The sequence below is a fragment of the Hymenobacter sp. 5317J-9 genome, assembly GCF_022921075.1.
GTDB lineage: Bacteria > Bacteroidota > Bacteroidia > Cytophagales > Hymenobacteraceae > Hymenobacter.
In genome coordinates this window covers 4,947,958-4,965,966 of record NZ_CP095050.1, presented here as the reverse complement: position 1 = coordinate 4,965,966, position 18,009 = coordinate 4,947,958, and the positions used below count along the sequence as shown (strand labels likewise).

Annotated in this window: 19 protein-coding genes; 8 read left to right on the top strand and 11 right to left on the bottom strand. The window is 61.2% G+C overall.

The window, feature by feature from the left end; translation table 11 throughout:
• Both MUN81_RS20885 and MUN81_RS20880 read right to left on the bottom strand, forming a co-directional pair.
• Positions 1–1,332 (bottom strand): NAD(P)/FAD-dependent oxidoreductase, encoded by a 1,332-nt coding sequence (locus tag MUN81_RS20885; RefSeq protein ID WP_245114005.1) that lies wholly within the window; start codon positions 1,330–1,332, stop codon positions 1–3.
• A 92-nt stretch (positions 1,333–1,424) separates the two neighbouring features.
• A complete protein-coding gene (locus tag MUN81_RS20880; RefSeq protein ID WP_245114004.1) occupies positions 1,425–1,904 on the bottom strand; it encodes an META domain-containing protein in 480 nt (159 codons plus the stop codon).
• A 119-nt stretch (positions 1,905–2,023) separates the two neighbouring features.
• On the opposite strand from MUN81_RS20880, the gene MUN81_RS20875 reads away from it, so the two are divergent.
• On the top strand, positions 2,024–2,464 hold the full coding sequence (locus MUN81_RS20875; RefSeq protein ID WP_245114003.1) for a DUF2141 domain-containing protein: 441 nt from the start codon (positions 2,024–2,026) through the stop codon (positions 2,462–2,464).
• Positions 2,465–2,534: 70 nt separating this feature from the next.
• Here MUN81_RS20875 and MUN81_RS20870 read toward each other — a convergent pair whose 3' ends face one another.
• Together MUN81_RS20870 and MUN81_RS20865 are read right to left on the bottom strand one after the other, a co-directional pair.
• Positions 2,535–3,020, bottom strand: a complete 486-nt coding sequence (locus MUN81_RS20870; protein ID WP_245114002.1) for a YdeI/OmpD-associated family protein — start codon at positions 3,018–3,020, stop codon at positions 2,535–2,537.
• A 51-nt stretch (positions 3,021–3,071) separates the two neighbouring features.
• Entirely contained in the window at positions 3,072–4,070 is a 999-nt protein-coding gene (locus tag MUN81_RS20865) for an aldo/keto reductase (RefSeq protein ID WP_245114001.1), read from the bottom strand.
• 152 nt (positions 4,071–4,222) lie between these two features.
• Between MUN81_RS20865 and MUN81_RS20860 the strand changes: the two genes are divergently transcribed.
• The gene (locus tag MUN81_RS20860) at positions 4,223–4,924 is read left to right on the top strand and encodes a DsbA family oxidoreductase (protein ID WP_245114000.1); all 702 of its coding nucleotides are present in this window, start codon (positions 4,223–4,225) and stop codon (positions 4,922–4,924) included.
• Between the two features lie 143 nt (positions 4,925–5,067).
• Here the strand turns inward: MUN81_RS20860 and MUN81_RS20855 are convergent, their stop codons facing one another.
• Positions 5,068–5,517, bottom strand: a complete 450-nt coding sequence (locus MUN81_RS20855; RefSeq protein ID WP_245113999.1) for a GNAT family N-acetyltransferase — start codon at positions 5,515–5,517, stop codon at positions 5,068–5,070.
• Between the two features lie 9 nt (positions 5,518–5,526).
• Positions 5,527–6,216, bottom strand: a complete 690-nt coding sequence (locus MUN81_RS20850; protein ID WP_245113998.1) for a DUF6624 domain-containing protein — start codon at positions 6,214–6,216, stop codon at positions 5,527–5,529.
• A 263-nt stretch (positions 6,217–6,479) separates the two neighbouring features.
• Here MUN81_RS20850 and MUN81_RS20845 point away from each other — a divergent pair, with 263 nt between their 5' ends.
• Positions 6,480–6,845 carry a glyoxalase gene (locus tag MUN81_RS20845; RefSeq protein ID WP_245113997.1) on the top strand — a complete coding sequence of 122 codons (366 nt, stop codon included), beginning with the start codon at positions 6,480–6,482 and terminating at the stop codon, positions 6,843–6,845.
• A gap of 29 nt (positions 6,846–6,874) precedes the next feature.
• Here the strand turns inward: MUN81_RS20845 and mfd are convergent, their stop codons facing one another.
• Positions 6,875–10,288 (bottom strand): transcription-repair coupling factor, encoded by a 3,414-nt coding sequence (gene mfd / locus MUN81_RS20840; protein WP_245113996.1) that lies wholly within the window; start codon positions 10,286–10,288, stop codon positions 6,875–6,877.
• 259 nt (positions 10,289–10,547) lie between these two features.
• On the opposite strand from mfd, the gene MUN81_RS20835 reads away from it, so the two are divergent.
• Positions 10,548–11,288 (top strand): metal-dependent hydrolase, encoded by a 741-nt coding sequence (locus MUN81_RS20835; protein WP_245113995.1) that lies wholly within the window; start codon positions 10,548–10,550, stop codon positions 11,286–11,288.
• Between the two features lie 399 nt (positions 11,289–11,687).
• Positions 11,688–12,686: an NYN domain-containing protein gene (locus tag MUN81_RS20830; protein ID WP_348533148.1), complete on the top strand. Its 999-nt coding sequence runs from the start codon at positions 11,688–11,690 to the stop codon at positions 12,684–12,686.
• A gap of 73 nt (positions 12,687–12,759) precedes the next feature.
• Here MUN81_RS20830 and MUN81_RS20825 read toward each other — a convergent pair whose 3' ends face one another.
• Positions 12,760–13,236, bottom strand: coding sequence for a PaaI family thioesterase (locus MUN81_RS20825; RefSeq protein WP_245113993.1), 477 nt, complete (start codon positions 13,234–13,236; stop codon positions 12,760–12,762).
• A 105-nt stretch (positions 13,237–13,341) separates the two neighbouring features.
• Here MUN81_RS20825 and MUN81_RS20820 point away from each other — a divergent pair, with 105 nt between their 5' ends.
• Entirely contained in the window at positions 13,342–13,647 is a 306-nt protein-coding gene (locus MUN81_RS20820; RefSeq protein WP_245113992.1) for a DUF962 domain-containing protein, read from the top strand.
• Here MUN81_RS20820 and MUN81_RS20815 read toward each other — a convergent pair.
• Entirely contained in the window at positions 13,644–14,105 is a 462-nt protein-coding gene (locus MUN81_RS20815) for a GNAT family N-acetyltransferase (RefSeq protein ID WP_245113991.1), read from the bottom strand. The genes MUN81_RS20820 and MUN81_RS20815 overlap by 4 nt on opposite strands.
• Positions 14,106–14,208: 103 nt before the next feature.
• Here MUN81_RS20815 and MUN81_RS20810 point away from each other — a divergent pair, with 103 nt between their 5' ends.
• Together MUN81_RS20810 and MUN81_RS20805 are read left to right on the top strand one after the other, a co-directional pair.
• Complete coding sequence (locus MUN81_RS20810) at positions 14,209–14,700, top strand: YajQ family cyclic di-GMP-binding protein (protein ID WP_190928636.1); 492 nt, start codon at positions 14,209–14,211, stop codon at positions 14,698–14,700.
• A 93-nt stretch (positions 14,701–14,793) separates the two neighbouring features.
• Positions 14,794–15,564 carry a TerC family protein gene (locus tag MUN81_RS20805; protein ID WP_245113990.1) on the top strand — a complete coding sequence of 257 codons (771 nt, stop codon included), beginning with the start codon at positions 14,794–14,796 and terminating at the stop codon, positions 15,562–15,564.
• A 78-nt stretch (positions 15,565–15,642) separates the two neighbouring features.
• On the opposite strand, the gene MUN81_RS20800 is transcribed toward MUN81_RS20805, so the two are convergent.
• Together MUN81_RS20800 and MUN81_RS20795 are read right to left on the bottom strand one after the other, a co-directional pair.
• Positions 15,643–16,083 (bottom strand): hypothetical protein, encoded by a 441-nt coding sequence (locus MUN81_RS20800; RefSeq protein ID WP_245113989.1) that lies wholly within the window; start codon positions 16,081–16,083, stop codon positions 15,643–15,645.
• 114 nt (positions 16,084–16,197) lie between these two features.
• The gene (locus tag MUN81_RS20795) at positions 16,198–16,518 is read right to left on the bottom strand and encodes a T9SS type A sorting domain-containing protein (RefSeq protein ID WP_245113988.1); all 321 of its coding nucleotides are present in this window, start codon (positions 16,516–16,518) and stop codon (positions 16,198–16,200) included.
• Between the last annotated feature and the right edge of the window lie 1,491 nt (positions 16,519–18,009).

Genomic DNA, 18,009 nt, shown 5'->3' with positions numbered 1-18,009 from the left:
TCACAATATCGCCTTGTCCTCCACGCTCGTTTCCACCAGCGGGGCCTTGGTTTTGCCGATGATGTAGCGCAGGCCCTTGTCGTAGCTGAGGTAGCTCCAGGTCCACTGCAGCAGCACCATCAGGCGGTTGCGGAAGCCCACGAGCGACACCACGTGCACCACGCTCCAGGCCAGCCAGGCCAGCACGCCCTGCAGGTGGTATTCCTTGCCGAAGAGCTTCACGTCGGCCACGGCGTGGTTGCGGCCGATGGTGGCCATGGCGCCCTTGTCGTGGTAGGCGAAGGGCTGCATGAGCTGGTTGGTGAGCACGCGGTAGAGGTTTTCGCCCAGCAGGCGGCCCTGCTGCAGCGCAGGCTGGGCCACCATGGGGTGGCCGTCGGGGTAGGCGTCGGTTTTCATCAGGGCGATGTCGCCGATGGCGAAGACGTTTTCGTAGCCCTGCACGCGGTTGTACACGTCCACGGCGTAGCGGTTGCCGGGCAGCAGGCACGAGGCGTCGAGGCCCTTGATGGGGGCGCCCGTGACGCCGGCGGCCCAGATGAGGGTGCGCGACACCAGCTGCTGGCCGGTGTTCAGCGTCGCGGTGTAGCCGTCGTAGGATTTCACCCGGGCGTCGAGCCACACCTGCACCCCAAACTCCTGCAGCGACTTCAGCGCCTGCGCCGAGGCGTTGGCCGACATGCCCTTCAGCAGCACCGGCCCGCTCTGCACCAAGTGAATGTCCATTTCTTTGAAGTCGATTTCGCGATAGTCCTTCGGGAACACGTGCTTGCGCAGCTCGCTCAGGGCCCCGGCTATTTCGACGCCGGTGGGGCCGCCGCCCACTATCACAAAGTCCAGGAGGCTGTTGAGCTGCTCCATGTCGCCGAGCTGCAGGGCCTGCTCGAAGTTGGAAAGCACCGTGTTGCGCAGCTCAATGGCGTCCTCCACGCTCTTGATGGCGATGGCGTTCTGGGCCATTTGCTCGTCGCCGAAGTAGTTGGTGGTGGCGCCGGTGGCCAGCACCAGGTAGTCGTAGCGCACGCAGCCGATGCTGGTTTCCACGATTTGCGCCTGCGCATCGACCGACAGCACCTCGGCCAGCCGGAAGTAAAAATTGTCCTGCTCGTTGAGGATTTTGCGAAACGGCGACACGATGTCGCCCTCGTCCAGCCCGGCGGTGGCCACCTGGTAGAGCAGCGGCTGGAAGGTGTGGTAGTTCTGCTTGTCAATCAGCACCACCTGCACGGGGGCGTGGGCCAGGGCCTTGGCCAGCTCCAGGCCGCCAAAACCGCCGCCCACTATCACCACGCGCGGTTTGCCGAGGTCGTCTATTTTCGTTAACCCTTCCATGTCCGATAACTAGTGCCGGGCCCCAGGTGGCCTCATGGTGGGGCTTTACCGCGTTTGCGCGCATGGGGTTGCCGGCACGGCCGGCCGGAACACTACTCCCCGGCGCGCCGAAACGTGAGGCGCGGCGCGGCGGCCGTGGCATCGAACAGCCGCAGCTCGCCGCCGCTGATTTCGTAGCGCGCCGTCAAGGCCAGGTTGTCGAGGTACTGGGTTTCGAGCTGCTGCACGGGGCAAGTCACGCGGGTCGAAATGGGGGCGGAAAGCGTGAGGCCTTGCCCGGGGCCCAGCGCGAAGCGGCCGCTGAAGTTGTTGCACGGCCCCAGGCCCACCACGGCCTTGCCCAGGTCCTGAAACTCCAGGTAGGACTTGGTGGTGCCCGAGTAGCTGGACGCCTCCACCGGAAACGCGTCGATGCGGGCCAGCATCCAGCGGCCACCAAGCGGCAGGTCGATGGGTGCGGCGCTGTCGTCTTTCTCGCAGCTGCTCAGGGCCAGGGTTGCAAGGAATGTTGCGGGGAACAGGCGCCGGAAAGTCATCGGACGGATGAGGGTGTGCGTGAAAGACTGTTGCAATAGTAGCGAAAAAAACGGCAGGGTCCGCCGCCCACCGCCGGCCCAAAACCAGCTGTTATCGAACTCTTTCCGTAAGCACAGGTGTTGCCAGCCTACTTCCACCGTTTTGCCTTCCGCTTATGACTTTATTGCCCCTCGCTGCGTTGTTTATGAGTGGTTTGCTGCTGAATGCGGCTGCTCCCGGTTCGGATGCTCCCCAGTCCGTCACCGTGACCGTCACCTCGCTGGTGTCCACCACGTCGGCCGTGAGGCTGTATTTTTACAATACCCGCGAGGGTTTTCTAAAAAGCGGCAAATGGGCGTTTTCCAAAACCGTGAAGCCGGCCGGCAAAAGCGAGTTCACCTTGCCCGTGGAGCTGCCCCGGGGCGAGTGGGCCGTGGCCATCACCCAGGATTTGAACAACAACGACAAAATCGACAAGAATTTCCTCGGTATTCCCACCGAGCCCTACGCCTTCTCGAACAACGTGCGCCCCACCGTGGCCGCGCCCGGTTTCGACGAATGCAAGTTCATGGTCGACGGCCCCGGCAAAGTGGTCAGCATCGTGCTGAAAGACTAGCCCGTACGGGACACCACTTGGTAAAAAAGCCGCACCTGAAATTCCAGGTGCGGCTTTTTTGGTGAAGTACTCAGTCGCCCCGGAACGGGTGCAGGCCCCGTGCCAGCCGCTCCGTAAGCGTCACGGCGCGGCGGGCGCGGGTTTCGGCTTGTTTGGCCTCGGCCACCAGCCGGGCCATGGCCCGACGGTGCGAGCCGCTGTAGCGGTTGAACGCGGCTTCGGCCTCGGGCCAGGCGGCCAGGGCTTCGGCCAGCTCGTCGGGAAGGTCCACGTGGTCAGGGGCGGGGTCGGGCGCAATGGTCACGTCCAGCCACTGGCCCAACTCGATGCCCACGGCGCGGCACACGTCCTTGTTGAGCATGAGGTAGCGCCCGCCGCCTTCCAGCAGCAGCAGTCCCAGCCGCAGCGAGTGCCCATTGATGCCGACGATGACGCGCTTCGTGCTTTTACCGCCCAGGGCTGCGAGCACTTCGGCCGGCACCACAATGGTTTGGGTGGGCATGAAGCTAGGGCCGCCCGGCTCCAGCTGGGCGCGGAAAAAAACGGGAGTTGCCATGGCCACAAAGGTAGAAGTGCCACTGCTTGCTTGCCTCTCCCGTGCCCCAGCTTAGGCCGGCGCCACTTCCAGGGCTTTCAGCTGCTTGTTGATGAAGTCCACTTCCTCGAACGTGAGCCGGAAATCCATGGCGCGGGCGTTTTGCACGGCCTGCTCGGGGTTGCGGGCGCCCACCAGCGCCACCGTGATGCCGGGCTGCGCCAGCGTCCAGCGCAGCACGAGCTGGCCCAGGGTGGCGTTTTTGGTTTCGGCCAGCGGGCGAATCTTGTTCAGCACGTCGTTCACGCGCTTCACGTTTTCGGGCGTGAAGAGGCGGTGGCCCCGGCGCAGGTCGCCCTCGCCAAACTCCTGGCCCGGCTTCATCTTACCCGTGAGCAAGCCCAACTGCAGCGGGCTGTACACCAGAATGGCCTTGTGGTGTTCAATGCAATATGGCACCACGTCCTGCTCAATGTCGCGGCGCACCATGCTGTAGGGCACCTGGTTTGAGGCCAGCGTCAGGGTTTTTTCGGCTTCCTGCATCTGGGCCACCGAGTAATTGCTCACGCCGCCGGCGCGCACCTTGCCCTGCTCGATGAGCCGACTCAGGGCCTCCATCGTTTCGTCGATGGGCGTGGTCACGTCGGGCCAGTGCTGCTGGTAGAGGTCGATGTAGTCGGTGCCGAGGCGGCGCAGGCTGTTTTCGCACTCCTTGATGATGCTGTCGCGGCCGGCGTACTTGTACACGTCGAGGTCGCGGCCGTCGTTGTCCTTGGTTTTCATGGCGAAGTCGCCCTTGGCCAAATCCCAGCGCATGCCAAACTTGGTGAGGAGTTGCACCTTGTCGCGCGGCAGGCCCTTGATGGCCTCGCCCACAATTTCTTCGCTGAAGCCCATGCCGTACACCGGCGCGGTGTCGATGCTGGTTACACCCAGGTCGTAGCTGGCCCGGATGGCGCCCACGGCGTCGTTCTGCTCGGTGCCGCCCCACATCCAGCCGCCGGCCGCCCAGCTGCCAAAGGTGATGCGCGAAACGGAAACGCCGGAGTTGCCTAATTCTTGAAATTCCATAAGGGGATTGGTCGGGTGAAAGGCCGCATTTGGGCCGGGCTTGTTAACTACGGTTTGGGGCCGAAGGTTGTAGCTGACGTTCTGCCTCCCCGAAACTTTTCTGTACTGCCACTGCTTGTAGCCTCTTCCATTGCTGCAAAAATCCCAACGATATGAAAGTTGAAATCTGGTCCGACGTCGTTTGCCCGTTCTGCTACGTCGGCAAGCGCAAGTTTGAGAATGCACTGAAAGCCTTCGCGCACCGCGACGAGGTAGAAGTTGTCTGGCACAGCTTCGAGCTGGACCCCAACTTTGAGGCCGTGCCCGGCATGACCATTCACGAGCACCTAGCCAACAAGAAGGGCGTTTCGCCCGCCGAGGGCCGCCGCATGAACGACTACATGACCAACGTAGCCAAGGAAGTCGGCCTGAACTACGACTTCGAGAAAGCCATCCCGGCCAACACCTTCCTGGCGCACCAGCTCATTCACCTCGGCGCCCACCACGGCAAGCAAGACGCCACCAAGGAGCGCCTTTTTGCCGCCTACTACACCGAAGGCCAGAACATCGGCGACCTCGACACACTGGTGCAGCTCGGCACTGAAGTGGGCCTCGACGCCACCGAAATTCGCGAAGCCCTCACGGCCGGCACCTACGCCAACGCCGTGCGCCTCGACGAATACCAGGCCCAGCAAATCAACGTGCGCGGCGTGCCTTTCTTTGTGTTTGAGGACAAATACGCCGTGTCCGGCGCCCAGCCCACGGAGCTTTTCGCCGAGGTGCTGGAAAAGGTGTATGACGAGTTCAAGCCCGCCAAGCCCGCGCTGGTATCCATCGCCGATGGCCCGGCCTGTGGCCCGGAAGGTTGTGACTAAACAGCTGTTGTAAGAAAGCATCAGGCCGTCATGCTGAGCGCAGTCGAAGCATCTCTCCCGCCGAAGTAATTATTTACTCTTCGCGGTAGAGATGCTTCGACTGCGCTCAGCATGACGGTTTTTTGTATTGTGTTTAGCTCTGCTTACGCCCGCCGCATGGGAATGTGCGGAATGCCGTCTTCCACGTACATCGGTCCACACTGCTCGTAGCCAAAGCCATTATAAAACGCCTCCAGATGCTGCTGGGCGCCGATTTTGTTGGGCTGCGGGCCAAACAGCGCATCGGAATGCAGCAGGGCCTGGCGCATGAGCTCGCGGCCCAGGCCGAAACTGCGGTAGGGCTGCGCCACGATGACGCGGCCGATGCTGGCCTCCTCGTAGGACTTGCCGGCCGGAAACAGGCGGGCGTAGGCCACCAGCTCACCGCCTTCGCTGTAGCCCAGCAAGTGGTAAGCGTCGAGGTCCTGGCGGTCGATGTCCTGAAAAACACAGTTTTGCTCCACCACAAACACCTCGGAGCGGAGGCGCAGCACGTCGTAGAGAATGAGGGGCGGAAACGAATCGAAGGCGATGCAGTGCCAGCGGATGGTCATGGTCGGGGGCTAGTCTTTGGGCATTTGGGCAACTTCGGCCAGCGTCACCACGCGGTAGGGAATGCCCAGGGCAGTGGCGCTCTGCTCCACGGTGGTGGTGAAACCGGCCTGGCGGCGGCGCTCGTTCACGCCCGCCGGGTCTTTGATAGGCCAGATGAATGGCGGCTGGCCCTCGCGCTGGCCGGTGGCGCGGTTGGTGTGGCTGTAGCTCATGCCCTGGGTGCCGTAGAGCTGGGCTTTGCCGTCCCGCATGAGCTGGCGGTCCAGCATCTGAGCATACAGCCGAAAGGGCAATTCGCCTTTGGCCGCGGCCTTTTTGATGAGCGGCAGGTATTGCTTGATGGCGTCGGAATGCTGGATGACGTTCCACACGGTTTCGTTCGTGGGCTCGCCCACCAGCGACTTGCCGGGGTAGCCGTACTGCTTCACCAGGGCGCGCACGCGCACCAGGTTGGCCGAGTCGGTGCGCAGCATCTGCCCGATGATGTAGGGCTGCAACTGGTCTTTGGGCACGCCCAGGGCCGTGGCCAGCGAGTCGGGCCGGCGGCTGATGCGGCGGTCAAACAGCATGAGGCGCCAGCGCTGGTCGGCCGCGTACAGGCTGTCCAGTTCGCGCTTCAGGGCCGGGTTCGGCTTGGTTTGGGCCCTCGCCGAGCCGGCCACCGATATTAGCAACAGCAGCAACACAACAACTTTCATACGCGGCGATAAAGGCAGGTGGGCAAGATACGGGCCGGGCGCAAAAAGCCCGGCCCGCTGCGCTGACAACGGGCCGGGCCCAACGATTAATTCCGGCGGTTTATTTCTTCGCGCTCGTGGCCGGTGCGATGTTGATTTTCTGCCCCGTGCGCTTGCTGCTCCCCCTGGTGTTGGGCGCAATGGTCTTCGCGGTGGGCGTCAGAAGCTGCGCCGGTGCAGTTCCCGGCGAATTATCTTGCCGGCTCACCTTGTAAGCTTTCTGCATGGAGCCGGCCATCAAATCCATTCGCCCGTTTCTCGGCGCGCTCAATTTCGACGTTTCCCGAAGCTTTTACACCGCCCTGGGCTTTCGGGAGGGCGTGCTGTCGCCCACGCTGTCGGTGTTTTCGGCGGGCAGTTTCGCCTTCTACCTACAAAACGCCTACGTGGCCGACTGGGTCGACAACACGATGGTGTTTCTGGAAGTAGACGACGTGGACCGCTACTGGGCCCAGCTCGTGGCCCTCGACCTGTCCGCGGCCTACCCCGGTGTGAAACTACTGCCCGTAAAGACTTTTGATTGGGGCAAGGAGTGCTTCTTGCACGACCCTTCCGGCGTGCTGTGGCACATTGGGGAGTTTGCGCGGTAGGGCAGGGCTGGCGTATAGGTCGGGCCGCGTTATGCCGTCACGGCTTCCTCGCTGCCCAACTCGCTGAGCACGCGTTTGGCCTGCTGAATGGACCGCACCTCGTCGAACGTTACAATAAGCTGCTCCTTGTGCTCCTTGAGTTTAGCGGTGCGCGGGTGCGTCTGCACGTAGTTGAGGATGGTGCCGAACTGCTCGCCCTGAAAGTAGGCCTTGTGCTCCTCGCTGGCGGACAGATAGCCCTTCAGCGTGTCGCGCTTCAGCGTGATTTTGGTGAAGCCCACCTTGCAGGCCTGCCAGCGCAGGCGCACGATGTCGGCCAGCTGCTCCACCTCGGGCGGCAGCGGGCCGAAACGGTCCGTCATGCTGGTGAGCAGCTTCTGCAGCTCCTCCGGTTTCTGGGCGCGGTCGAGCTTAGCGTAGAGCTGCAGGCGCTCCGACACGTTGCTCACGTACTTCTCCGGGATGAGCACCTGCTGGTCCGTTTCCACGTTGCACTCGCGGCTGCGGCCCGCGCCGGCCGCCATTTGCAGGCGTTGGCTGGAGTCGCCCAGAAACAGGTCGCGGAATTCGGTTTCCTTCAGCTCGGTCACGGCCTCGTCCAGAATCTGGTGGTAGGTTTCGTAGCCCAGGTCGTTGATGAAGCCCGACTGCTCGCCGCCCAGCAGGTTGCCCGCGCCGCGAATATCCAGGTCGCGCATGGCCACGTTGAAGCCCGCGCCCAGGTCCGAAAACTCCTCCAGCGTGCTCAGGCGCTTGCGAGCGTCGCTTGGCAGGTTGGCCACCGGCGGCGTGAGCAGGTAACAGTATGCCTTGCGGTTGGAGCGGCCCACGCGGCCGCGCATCTGGTGCAAGTCGCTCAGGCCGTGCAGGTGGGCGCGGTTGATGATGATGGTGTTGGCGTTGGGAATGTCGAGACCCGACTCAATCAGGTTGGTGCTCACCAGCACGTCGTATTCGCCTTCCACAAACTTCATCATGCGTTTTTCGAGCATGTCGCCCTCCATCTGCCCGTGAATGGTGGTGATGCGGGCATCGGGCACCATGCGCAGTATCATGGCGGCCTGCTCGTCGAGGTCCTTCACGCGGTTGTGCACGAAAAATACCTGCCCGCCGCGCTTCAGCTCCCGCGCCACGGCGTCGCGAATCAGAATCTCGTCGAACACGTGCAGCTCCGTTTGCACCGGCTGGCGGTTGGGCGGCGGCGTGGCAATCACGCTCAGGTCGCGGGCGCCCATCAGCGAGAAGTGCAGCGTGCGCGGAATGGGCGTGGCCGACAGTGTAAGTGTGTCCACGTTCACCTTCAGCTCCTTGAGCTTGTCCTTGGTTTTCACCCCGAATTTCTGCTCCTCGTCAATCACCAGCAGGCCCAGGTCTTTGAACTTGATGTCCTTATTCGTCAGCCGGTGCGTGCCGATGAGAATATCGGTTTTGCCCTCAGCCACGCGCTGCAGCGTTTCCTTAATCTGCTTGGTGGTTTTGAAGCGGTTGATGTACTCCACCGTCACGGGCAGCGTAGCCAGCCGGTCGCGGAAGGTCTTGTAATGCTGCATGGCCAGGATGGTGGTGGGCACCAGCACGGCCGCCTGCTTGCCATCGGCCACGGCCTTGAAGGCCGCCCGGATGGCCACTTCGGTTTTGCCAAAACCCACGTCGCCGCACACCAGCCGGTCCATGGGGTGGGGCTGCTGCATATCGTTTTTCACGTCCTCGGTGGCCTTGGCCTGGTCGGGCGTGTCCTCGTAAATGAAGCTCGATTCCAACTCGGCCTGCATGAAGCCGTCGGGCGAAAAGGCGAAGCCCGGCGCCGTCTTGCGCTTGGCATACAGCCGAATGAGGTCGGCCGCGATGTCCTTTACCTTTTTCTTTACCGACTTTTTCTTGTTCTCCCACTCCGGTGAGCCCAGCTTGCTCATCGTCGGCGGCGCGCCCTCCGCGCCGCTGTACTTCGCAATCTTGTGCAGAGCGTGAATGCTCACCGTCAGCACGTCGTCATCCCGGTACACCAGCCGAATGGCCTCCTGAATCTGCCCGTTGATATCCACCTGCGTCAGGCCCGCAAAACGCGCAATGCCGTAGTCCTGGTGCGTCACGTAGTCGCCGGGCTGCAGGGTTTTCAGCTCGCGCAGGGTCAGGGCTTTCTTTTTCGAAAACTTCTTGGTTTCCTGGGCCCGGTAGTAGCGCTCAAACAGCTGGTGGTCGGTGTACACGGCCAGCTCCAACTGCTCGTCCACGTAGCCCTCGCGCAAGGCCAGCAGCAGGTGCTGAAACTGCACGTTGTTGTCCAGCTCGTCGAAAATGGTGCGCAGCCGGTCGGCCTGCCGCACGGTATCGGAGGCAATTATCGTGGTAAAATTCCGCAGCTGGTTTTCGCGCAGGTTCTTGGCCATGCGCTCAAATTCCTTGTTAAAGCTCGGCTGCGGCTTGGCCGTAAACTGAAACGTTTCGGCATTCTTGAAGTGGAAGCGCTTGCCAAATTCCACCACCGCAAACTCATCGAGCAGCTTCTTAAAATTCTTGCCCGACTCAAACAAATCGGCCGGCTTGCTCACAATCTGCATGCCGTGCGCCTCACTGAGCATTTGCTCGAAGTTAGCTTCGGCCTTCTCGTACAGCTCGCTCACCACGTCGAGCGTCTGCCGCACGTCTTTCAGCCAAATGCAGGCCGTGCGCGGCAGAAAATCGAAAAAAGCCTCCCGCGTCTCGTGCAGCATCTTGGTTTGCACGTTCGGGATGATGCTGATGTTGGGCCGCGGCTCCACCGACAGCTGCGTTTCGGGATTAAACGTCCGAATGCTCTCGATTTCATCACCAAACAATTCCAGTCGGAACGGCAGCTCATTCGCGTAGCTAAACACGTCCACGATGCCGCCGCGCACCGCGTACTGCCCCGCCTCGTACACAAAATCCGTCTTCTCGAAATCGTACTCGCCCAGCAACTCGCCCAGAAAATTCACGTCCAGCTTGTCGCCCACCTTGGCGTTGAAGGTGTTCTTTACCAAGCTCTGCCGGTTGATGACCTTCTCCGTGAGCGCCTCCGGATACGTCACAATGAACACGCTATTACCGGCCGCGGCCACGCGCGTCGTGTTCACCCGGTTCAGCACTTCGGCGCGCATCAACACGTTGGCATTTTCCGTCTCGTCGAACTGGTAGGCCCGCTTGTAGGAACTGGGAAACAGCAGCGCCTCGGGCCCTTCCGGCAGCAGGTGCTGCAGGTCGGAGAGAAAATAGGCCGCCTCGTCTTTGTCGTGCAGCACGAACACGTGCGGGTGCTGGCCGTGGGCCACGGCGGCGGCCACCACGGCGTCCTGGCTGCCCACCAGGCCGCGCAGGTGCAGGCGCACGCTGCTGGGGTCGGGCTTGGCGGCGCCGCGCAGGCGGGCGGCCAGGGTTTGCAGCTCGGGCGAAAGGCGATAGAGGCGAAGAAAGTCGGCTACTTGCACAGAAAAGTGGGCTAGGCGGGCAAATGAACTAGCCCGGCCGGAGTAGTTTCCGGTCGGGCTGCGGGGGTAAATACACGGCTGGGGCGGCGAAGGTTTCCGGGCTGCTGCCCGTAGCTTCGCGGCCCTCGTCTGACATCCTGAGCGGAGCGAAGGACCTGCTCACGTTGAAACGTGTTGTTTCTGCATTGAGAAGGTTCTTCGCTCCGCTCAGGATGTCAGAAGGGGCATATTCTGACAGCAAACATACATTGTCCTATAAATGCGCGGTTCTTCTCACCTGGCCATTGGCCTCATCACCGGCGTGGCCATTGCGGGGCTGGTGCCGGGCCTGCCATTCTCGCTGCCCGGCATTGCCCTGGCCGGCTTTTCCAGCCTCGCCCCCGACCTCGACCACCCCGAAAGCCGCCTCAGCAAGCGCCTCGGCTTCACGCAGAACTACGTGCGCTGGGCTTTTGCCGCCGGCGCCTTGGCCATCGCGGCCTACGCCTATTTCCAGCTGCGGGCAGGCTCCGAGCAGCGGCTCTACTACACCGTGGCGCTGGCGTTTGGCCTGATTGGCGTGGGCATGCAGGGCGGCTCGGCGCGGCGGCTGGCGTTGCTGTTTACGGGCCTGGGCACGGTGGTGGCGGGCCTTTACACCGAGCAGCTCTGGCTAAGTTTATTGGGCACGTTTGTGGCGCTGGCGCCTTTCACCGCGCACCGTTCCTGGACGCACACCATCTGGGCTACGGCGCTCTGGACCTATATCGGCCACCTGGCCAACCAGCACCTGGGCTGGCACGGCGTGGCGCTGTTTGCCGGCGGTGGCTACGCCTCGCATCTGGTGGCCGATACCCTCACCAAAGCGGGCGTACGGTGGTTTTTGCCCGTTTCCGACTATTCCTTTAAGATACCGCTCATCAGCACCGGGTCGGCTTCGGGCAACATGCTGGAGGTGGCCATTTGCGCCGGCTACGGCCTGCTGGTGCTGGGGCTGGTGGTGGGCCGCATGGGGTTCTAACCGGCTGCAACACAGCGATGGGCCCGGAGTGGCCTCCACGCGGTGTTAGGGCCTGAGTAGCCTACTGTTGCATAAGTCAGCCAAGACCATTAGCTTCGCAGCAGATATGCCGACAAATTACGGCAGTATTCGCATTGATACGTGCTACTATCCAGCGTTTTCAATCGATACGGCCACAAGTCATCCTTTTACGCTACCATTAAACTAGACCCTCCGAGCAAGCGGCCACTATACTAGGCCAGCTTCTGCTCTACCAAGTACCATTATCCTGGCTGGCAAACTGTACCACGGCGCTTCGACACCGTGGTTGCGGCGGCCGTTCTGATTCATTCACAACAACTTGTCCCACTCAACGAAACACTTTTTCTAACCTTACCCCATTCCATACTCATGAACCAGATGAACAGCCCTTTGATTCGGGTTGGTGTCTTCTATGACGGCAACTATTTTCTAAAAATTAGCGACTACTACTATTTCCAGCACGAGCGCAAGGCCCGCATTAGCCTCGAAGGACTGCACGAATACATCCGCCACCAGGTAGCCGAAGAAGAGGACGTGGACGTGCGCTTGGCGCAGATTACCGACGCCCACTTCTTCCGCGGCCGCCTCTCCGCCACCGAAGCCCGCGACAAAGACCGGCTGTTTCACGACCGCCTGCTCGACGATATCCTGATGAACCTCGGCGTGCAAACGCACTACATGGCCCTGAAAACCCGCGACGGCCGCCTGCAGGAAAAAGGCATCGACGTGTGGCTCTCGCTCGAAGCCCTGGAATTGGCCCTGCACAAAACCCTCGACGTGGTGGTGCTCATCGCCGGCGACTCCGATTACGTGCCCCTCATCCGCAAGCTCAACACCGTGGGCACCCGCGTGATGCTGCTGAACTGGGATTTCAAATACGAAGATTTCAAGGGCGAAACCCGTGTCACGCGCGCCTCGCAGCAGCTGCTGGAGCAGGTGACTTACCCCGTGGCCATGCACGACGTCATCGACCGCGGCCTGCAGCAGCAGGACGAAGTGGTGGAAGCCCTGTTTGTGAACCAGACCGAGCCCGCCGCCTTCGCGCCCAGCACCGCCGCGGCGCCCAAACTGGCCCGCCCCACCGGCCCCACCGCCGCTGGCCCCGTGGGCACGCTCGGCATGAGCACCATCAAAAACCTCAAAAACGGCTTTGGCTTCGTGGTGATGCCGCCGAACAACCTGTTCTTCAGCTACGCCGACCTGACCGAGGGTGATTTCAACGACCTGCGCGAAGGCGACTGGGTAGAGTTCACCGTGGGCCGCAACCACCGCGACGAAGACTGCGCCCGCAACGTGCGCAAAGTGCCCGCCCCGCAAATGAGCGACGGCGAGGACGACTACGAGCCCGTAAACGTGCACGCGTCTGCTGAGCTGTAAGACGTTACGCCCTGTAATAGAAAAGCCCCGGTTCGTCTAGAGCCGGGGCTTTTTTTATGGATTTACCAATTGGTTACTGCAGCACCAGTTTGGCAAAGTCCCGCTTGGTGGCCGGGTAGCGGTTGAAGGTGCCCAGGCCGCGGGCCACGGCCACGTCTTCCTGGCCGGGTTTCACGCGGTAGATGACGCAGCTGCTCACCACCAACGTGTTGCCGGCGTGGTCGACCGCGCCGCGCGCCACCAGCACGTCGTGCAGGTGCACGGCGTGCAAGTAGTTCATCTTGAACTCCACCGTCGACACAAATTCCAGCGTGGTGAAAGCCAGCGACAAGGCCGCCGCGCCCAGGGCCGCGTCCATGAGGCCGGCCAGCACGCCGCCGTGGCAGGTGTTGGGGGAGGAGAGGTGCTCATCGCGCACGGTCATGCGGTATTCGGCCTGGCCGGGCTCGGGCACGGTGAGGGCCATGCCGTTGGCGCGGCCGTAGTGGTTCATGTGGTTGTAGGCGGCCACCATGGCGGCCAGTTCGGGAGCGGGGCGGGAGTCGGACACGAATAACTAGGGAAGGTGAAGCGGATTCGGCGGCAAGTTGGGTGAAAATCCGCCGTAGTTGCCGAACTTGGTGGGGCGGCTGGTCTTTCACCGCACCCCGTGCTTATGTCGGCCCTGCCCCTCACTTTCGCCGAGTTCTATCCGCGCTACCTGCGCGAACACAGCCGGCGCGGCACCCGGGTGCTGCATTTTATGGGCACGACGCTATTTCTGGCGTGCTTGGTCATGCTGGGCATCAGCGGCAACTGGCAGTGGCTGGTGGCGGGTATTGTGGCCGCCTACGGGCTGGCTTGGGTGGGGCACTTCTTCGTGGAGCACAACCGGCCGGCCACGTTTCAACACCCCTGGTTTTCGCTGCTTGGCGATTTTAAAATGTACGCCGACCTGTGGCGCGGCCGCGAGAAATTCTAAAGCTGCTTGCGCATCAGAAAATGCGGAATGACCCCAAACAGCACGTGTGAGGGCTCCACCACCGCATAGCCATGCTTTTCATAAAAGCCCACCGCCGAGTCGCGCGAGTGCAGGATGATTTCGCGCAGGCCAGCGGCCCGGGCCTGCTGTTCCAGGTAGGCCACTATGCGGCTGCCCAGGCCGGCACCGGCCGCCTCGGGCGCCACCGCCATGAAGCGCAGCTGCCCCTGGCCAGCGCCGGTGGGCTGCAGCATGCCCACGGCCAGCGCAGTGGGCGTTGCCGCTTCTTCATCGGCAAGCAGTAGCGCGTGGAAGGTGCCGGGCTCGTCATCAGCGGGCACGTGTTCGGAGCCCAAGGGCTGCTGCCAGGGGCGGCGCAGCACCTCGAAGCGCAGCTGGTAGTAGGCGGCCCACTCGGCGGGTGTGCGGGGCGGGCAAACGGCAGGAACAAAGGCCATGAGGAAAGAATGAAGAACGGGGCAACCCTGGTCCGTGCCGGGCGTTACCTTTACGCCCCGGCCCCGGCCGGCTTCTCTTTCCAAAACTACTTCTCTTCCCGCTATGGCCTCCTTCGACATTGTGAGCAAAGTGGACCCGCAAACCCTGGAAAATGCGGTGAACACGGCCCAGAAAGAACTCCAGACCCGCTACGACCTGCGCGACACCAAGGGCGGCATCGAACTCAACAAAAAGGAAAACACCATCCTGCTGTCGTCCGAAAACTCCATGCGCATCAAGGCCCTCGAAGACATTCTGCTGGGCCGCGTGGTGAAGCAGGGCATCGACGGCACCAGCCTCGATTTCACGGCCGACGAGCAGCCCAGCGGCCAGCTCATCAAGAAAACCATCAAGGTGCGTGCCGGCGTCGACAAGGAGTTCGGCCGCAAAATCATCAAGGCCATCAAGGACGCCAAGGTGAAGGTGGAAGCCCAGATGCAGGACGACCAGGTGCGCGTGACGTCCAAAAAAATCGACGACCTGCAGGCCGCCATCGCCGTGTTGCGCAAGGCCGACATCGGCCTGCCCCTGCAATTCGTGAACATGAAATCCTAAAATGAATTCTGAGTTTAGCATTCTGAGTTGGCATAGCCGTCATGTATAATGCTGAACTCAGAACTCATAATTTAAAACTCATAACTCTTCTTCGTGTACGATTTCGGAGCCTTTGCCCACGCCGCTACCTGGGTTAGTTTGCTGACCCTCACGTTTATGGAAATCGTGTTGGGCATCGACAACATCATCTTCATCTCCATCGTCGTCAACCGGCTGCCCAAAGAGATGCAGGCGCGCGGGCGCACCATCGGGCTGCTGCTGGCGCTCATGTTTCGCATCGGCCTGCTGCTGAGCATTTCCTGGATTGTGAGCCTGCGCAATCCCTTGTTTCACCTGCCCGATTTTCCGTGGCTGGACCAGCCCTTTGGCGTGACCGGGCGCGACCTGATTCTGCTGGCGGGTGGCTTGTTTTTGATGTATAAGAGCACCACCGAAATCCACACCAAGCTGCAGGGCGAAGAAGAGGACGAGGCCAGCGGCGGCCCCAAAGCCACGATGATGAGCGTGATTCTGCAAATCATCGTCATCGACATCGTGTTCAGCTTCGACTCCATCCTCACCGCCGTGGGCCTGGTCGACAACGTGCTGGTGATGATTGCGGCGGTGATTTGCGCCATGGGCATCATGTTGAGCTTCAGCGGCGTGGTGGCCAACTTCGTCAACAACAACCCCACCATCAAGATGCTGGCCCTGTCCTTCCTCATCATGATTGGCTTCATGCTGGTGATGGAAGCGGCCCACAAAGAGGTCGAAAAAGGCTACTTGTACTTTGCCATGGCCTTCTCGCTGGTGGTGGAGCTGCTCAACCTGCGCCTGCGCAAAAAGAGCAAGCCCGTGCACCTGCGCGATTCGAAGTTCGATTAAAGTATTTCAACAGAAAAGCGCCCCATTGGCCGGAGTTCCGGTCAATGGGGCGCTTTTCGTTTGTGGCTATCCTATCGGTTACGTAGCCGCCAGCGCCACCACGGCAGCAGTCTGCTCCAGCACGCGGCGCTGGGCCAGTTCCAGCAGGCGGCGGTTCAGTTCGGAGCGGTGGGCGCGGTAAAAGGCGTACTCGTCGGCCGTGAACATGCCCGACACCATGCCCACCACCGTGTAACGCAGCTTGGTGTTGCGGGACAGCAACTCGGCCAGTTGGCGCTGCTGGTCGGTGGGGCTGGCCGTGGCCAGCGGCATGTGGTGGTCGAGCACAAAATCGGCCACCACGGCCAGCAGCAAGTCGTTTTGCAGCTTGAGCACCGGACGCAGCGTGGCGTGCAGGAAATGGCCCACGGAGCCCTCGTCTGCAGGGGCGGACTCGGCGCTGGGCACTACGGGCCGCAGGGCCAGCAGGGCCGCGGCGGCTGCGGGGCGGGTGGGGGTGTGAACGGATGGAATGGTCATGGGAGAAGAAGGGCCCGCAGCTGCGCAGCCGAAAGGTGGAAAAGTTTACAACAAAAAAGCGGGCCCGACGCTTCCGTCGGGCCCGCTTTTGCAGCGAATAGCAAGGCTACGCGCTTAGTGTTTCACCTGCACTTTGGTGGTGAAGATACCTTCCGACGTGGTGATGCGCACCACGTAGAGGCCGGCGGCCAGCGAGCTGGTGTTCAGCTCGAGGCCACGCTGCACGTCGGCCACGTTGGTCGTGGTCGAAATCACGGCCTGGCCCACTAGGTTGATGAGGCTCACCTGTACTTGCGACTTGCTGGCCAGTTGGGCCTGCACGGTCAGCACGTTCTGGGCCGGGTTGGGGTAGGCCGACACCAGGTTGCCGTTGATGGCGCTGGCGCTCTGGGCGCCCAACGGCTTAGCGGCCGCTCCTGCTGCTTTGGTCGTCACTAGGCCGGAGGAACTGCCGCAGTCTCCTATCGTGGCCTGCACAGGAAGCGCAATGGTACCAACCGTTTGGCCGCAAGGAAACGTAATAAGTGCCCCTACTATGCCTGGCCCGTTCAATCGGGCTGCAGTAGTGAAAGTGGTGCCTGTACCCGTTGCCACCGTGAACGGCATCACGATTCCGGTACCGCTCGCAAGCCAACTGACGGTTGCATTAGATGCCGGGTTCGCGGTAAGAGAGTAGGTTCCGCCTTGGGCACATAAGGGGTTAGGGCCGACAACGCTATAATAGTTGAGGGGTGACACGTAAATCTGCCACTTGCCGTTTCGGTTATCTGACCACACCGGATAAGCCTTTCCTGCGTGCGCAATAATACTCAAGTGCCCCACATAGCCAAGGCCAAGCGAATACGAAGGATTACCTCTGGTGAGGTGCGATACATCGCTCACCTTCACGTTTTGGTACGTTGTGCCGTTTGTTGAATAAGCGACGTAAGTATTCGTGCTGAAGCCGGTTGGTGTATCTATGCTGGTATAAACCACGCTCACGTCCCCCGTAACGTCGTCGACAGCAATGGCCGGGTGCCAGCTCTGCCTGCCGGAGGCAATGCTAACAACAGTTGGTTGCGACCACGTCACGCCGGCGTCATCGGAATAGCGAACCTCGACCACTGCGGTTGAATTCTGTTTAGTAGAATAAGCAACATACACGCGACCGTTGTGAGGGCCGCAGCTTTTATCAACCGCAATTGCCGGGAAATCATCAACGGCACTGTTGTAGGTAGGGCTATAACCGATTATACCCCACCCCCCTCCGTCTTCCCGGATGCTGGTGTAGCCAAAGCCTAGCGATGGCGAGCCGAAAGTCGCCCCGCCGTCAGTCGACACATTAAAGCCCAAGCCCCGGTCTTCTGTGCCGTTCGAGTACAAGTAATTTGACCAAGCTACGTACACCTCACCATTGGGCCCCGTCGCGGCCGATGGGCCAAAATCCTCTCCGAAATAGTCGCTCAGGTAAGTTGATGAAGAGAATGACTGCCCGTTGTCCGTGGAGTAATTGAAAAGAATAGTTGGGAGGGTTGGGTGATTGTCATAACTGTCCCAAACGCCGTACAACCTGTTGACGTATCGGCTGGCGGAATAAGTATCTACCGCAATTTTAGAATGCTCATAGTACCGGACTGGTCCTGAGGCTCGCACTTGGTTAGTCCACGTGGAGCCGCCGTTGGCAGAACTCTGAACAAAATAACCGTCGGGGAAGCCGCTGCTAGTGAACGATGGCGGGGTGTCTGTGCTAAAGTACATTTGGTTATTCCAACCAATAGCTGATGTTGGCCATCCGGGATTATTTTGCGAGTTCGAGGTTCGTCCATTGTTAGGCAGTGCGTCGTCGCCCATCCAACTTACCCCTCCATCATTGCTGATATAATAGCCCTGCTGGTAAGTAAGCGTGTTGGGTGAGACTGTGGCTGTGTTTGCGGTGATGAGCAGTAT

Bases quoted from the DNA above. Each gene is read 5' to 3' on its own strand.
- MUN81_RS20885 (WP_245114005.1), bottom strand. From the start codon at position 1,332: ATGGAAGGGTTAACGAAAATAGACGACCTCGGCAAACCGCGCGTGGTG.
- MUN81_RS20875 (WP_245114003.1), top strand. From the start codon at position 2,024: ATGACTTTATTGCCCCTCGCTGCGTTGTTTATGAGTGGTTTGCTGCTG.
- MUN81_RS20870 (WP_245114002.1), bottom strand. From the start codon at position 3,020: ATGGCAACTCCCGTTTTTTTCCGCGCCCAGCTGGAGCCGGGCGGCCCT.
- MUN81_RS20865 (WP_245114001.1), bottom strand. From the start codon at position 4,070: ATGGAATTTCAAGAATTAGGCAACTCCGGCGTTTCCGTTTCGCGCATC.
- MUN81_RS20860 (WP_245114000.1), top strand. From the start codon at position 4,223: ATGAAAGTTGAAATCTGGTCCGACGTCGTTTGCCCGTTCTGCTACGTC.
- MUN81_RS20855 (WP_245113999.1), bottom strand. From the start codon at position 5,517: ATGACCATCCGCTGGCACTGCATCGCCTTCGATTCGTTTCCGCCCCTC.
- MUN81_RS20850 (WP_245113998.1), bottom strand. From the start codon at position 6,216: ATGAAAGTTGTTGTGTTGCTGCTGTTGCTAATATCGGTGGCCGGCTCG.
- MUN81_RS20845 (WP_245113997.1), top strand. From the start codon at position 6,480: ATGGAGCCGGCCATCAAATCCATTCGCCCGTTTCTCGGCGCGCTCAAT.
- MUN81_RS20835 (WP_245113995.1), top strand. From the start codon at position 10,548: ATGCGCGGTTCTTCTCACCTGGCCATTGGCCTCATCACCGGCGTGGCC.
- MUN81_RS20830 (WP_348533148.1), top strand. From the start codon at position 11,688: ATGAACAGCCCTTTGATTCGGGTTGGTGTCTTCTATGACGGCAACTAT.
- MUN81_RS20820 (WP_245113992.1), top strand. From the start codon at position 13,342: ATGTCGGCCCTGCCCCTCACTTTCGCCGAGTTCTATCCGCGCTACCTG.
- MUN81_RS20815 (WP_245113991.1), bottom strand. From the start codon at position 14,105: ATGGCCTTTGTTCCTGCCGTTTGCCCGCCCCGCACACCCGCCGAGTGG.
- MUN81_RS20810 (WP_190928636.1), top strand. From the start codon at position 14,209: ATGGCCTCCTTCGACATTGTGAGCAAAGTGGACCCGCAAACCCTGGAA.
- MUN81_RS20800 (WP_245113989.1), bottom strand. From the start codon at position 16,083: ATGACCATTCCATCCGTTCACACCCCCACCCGCCCCGCAGCCGCCGCG.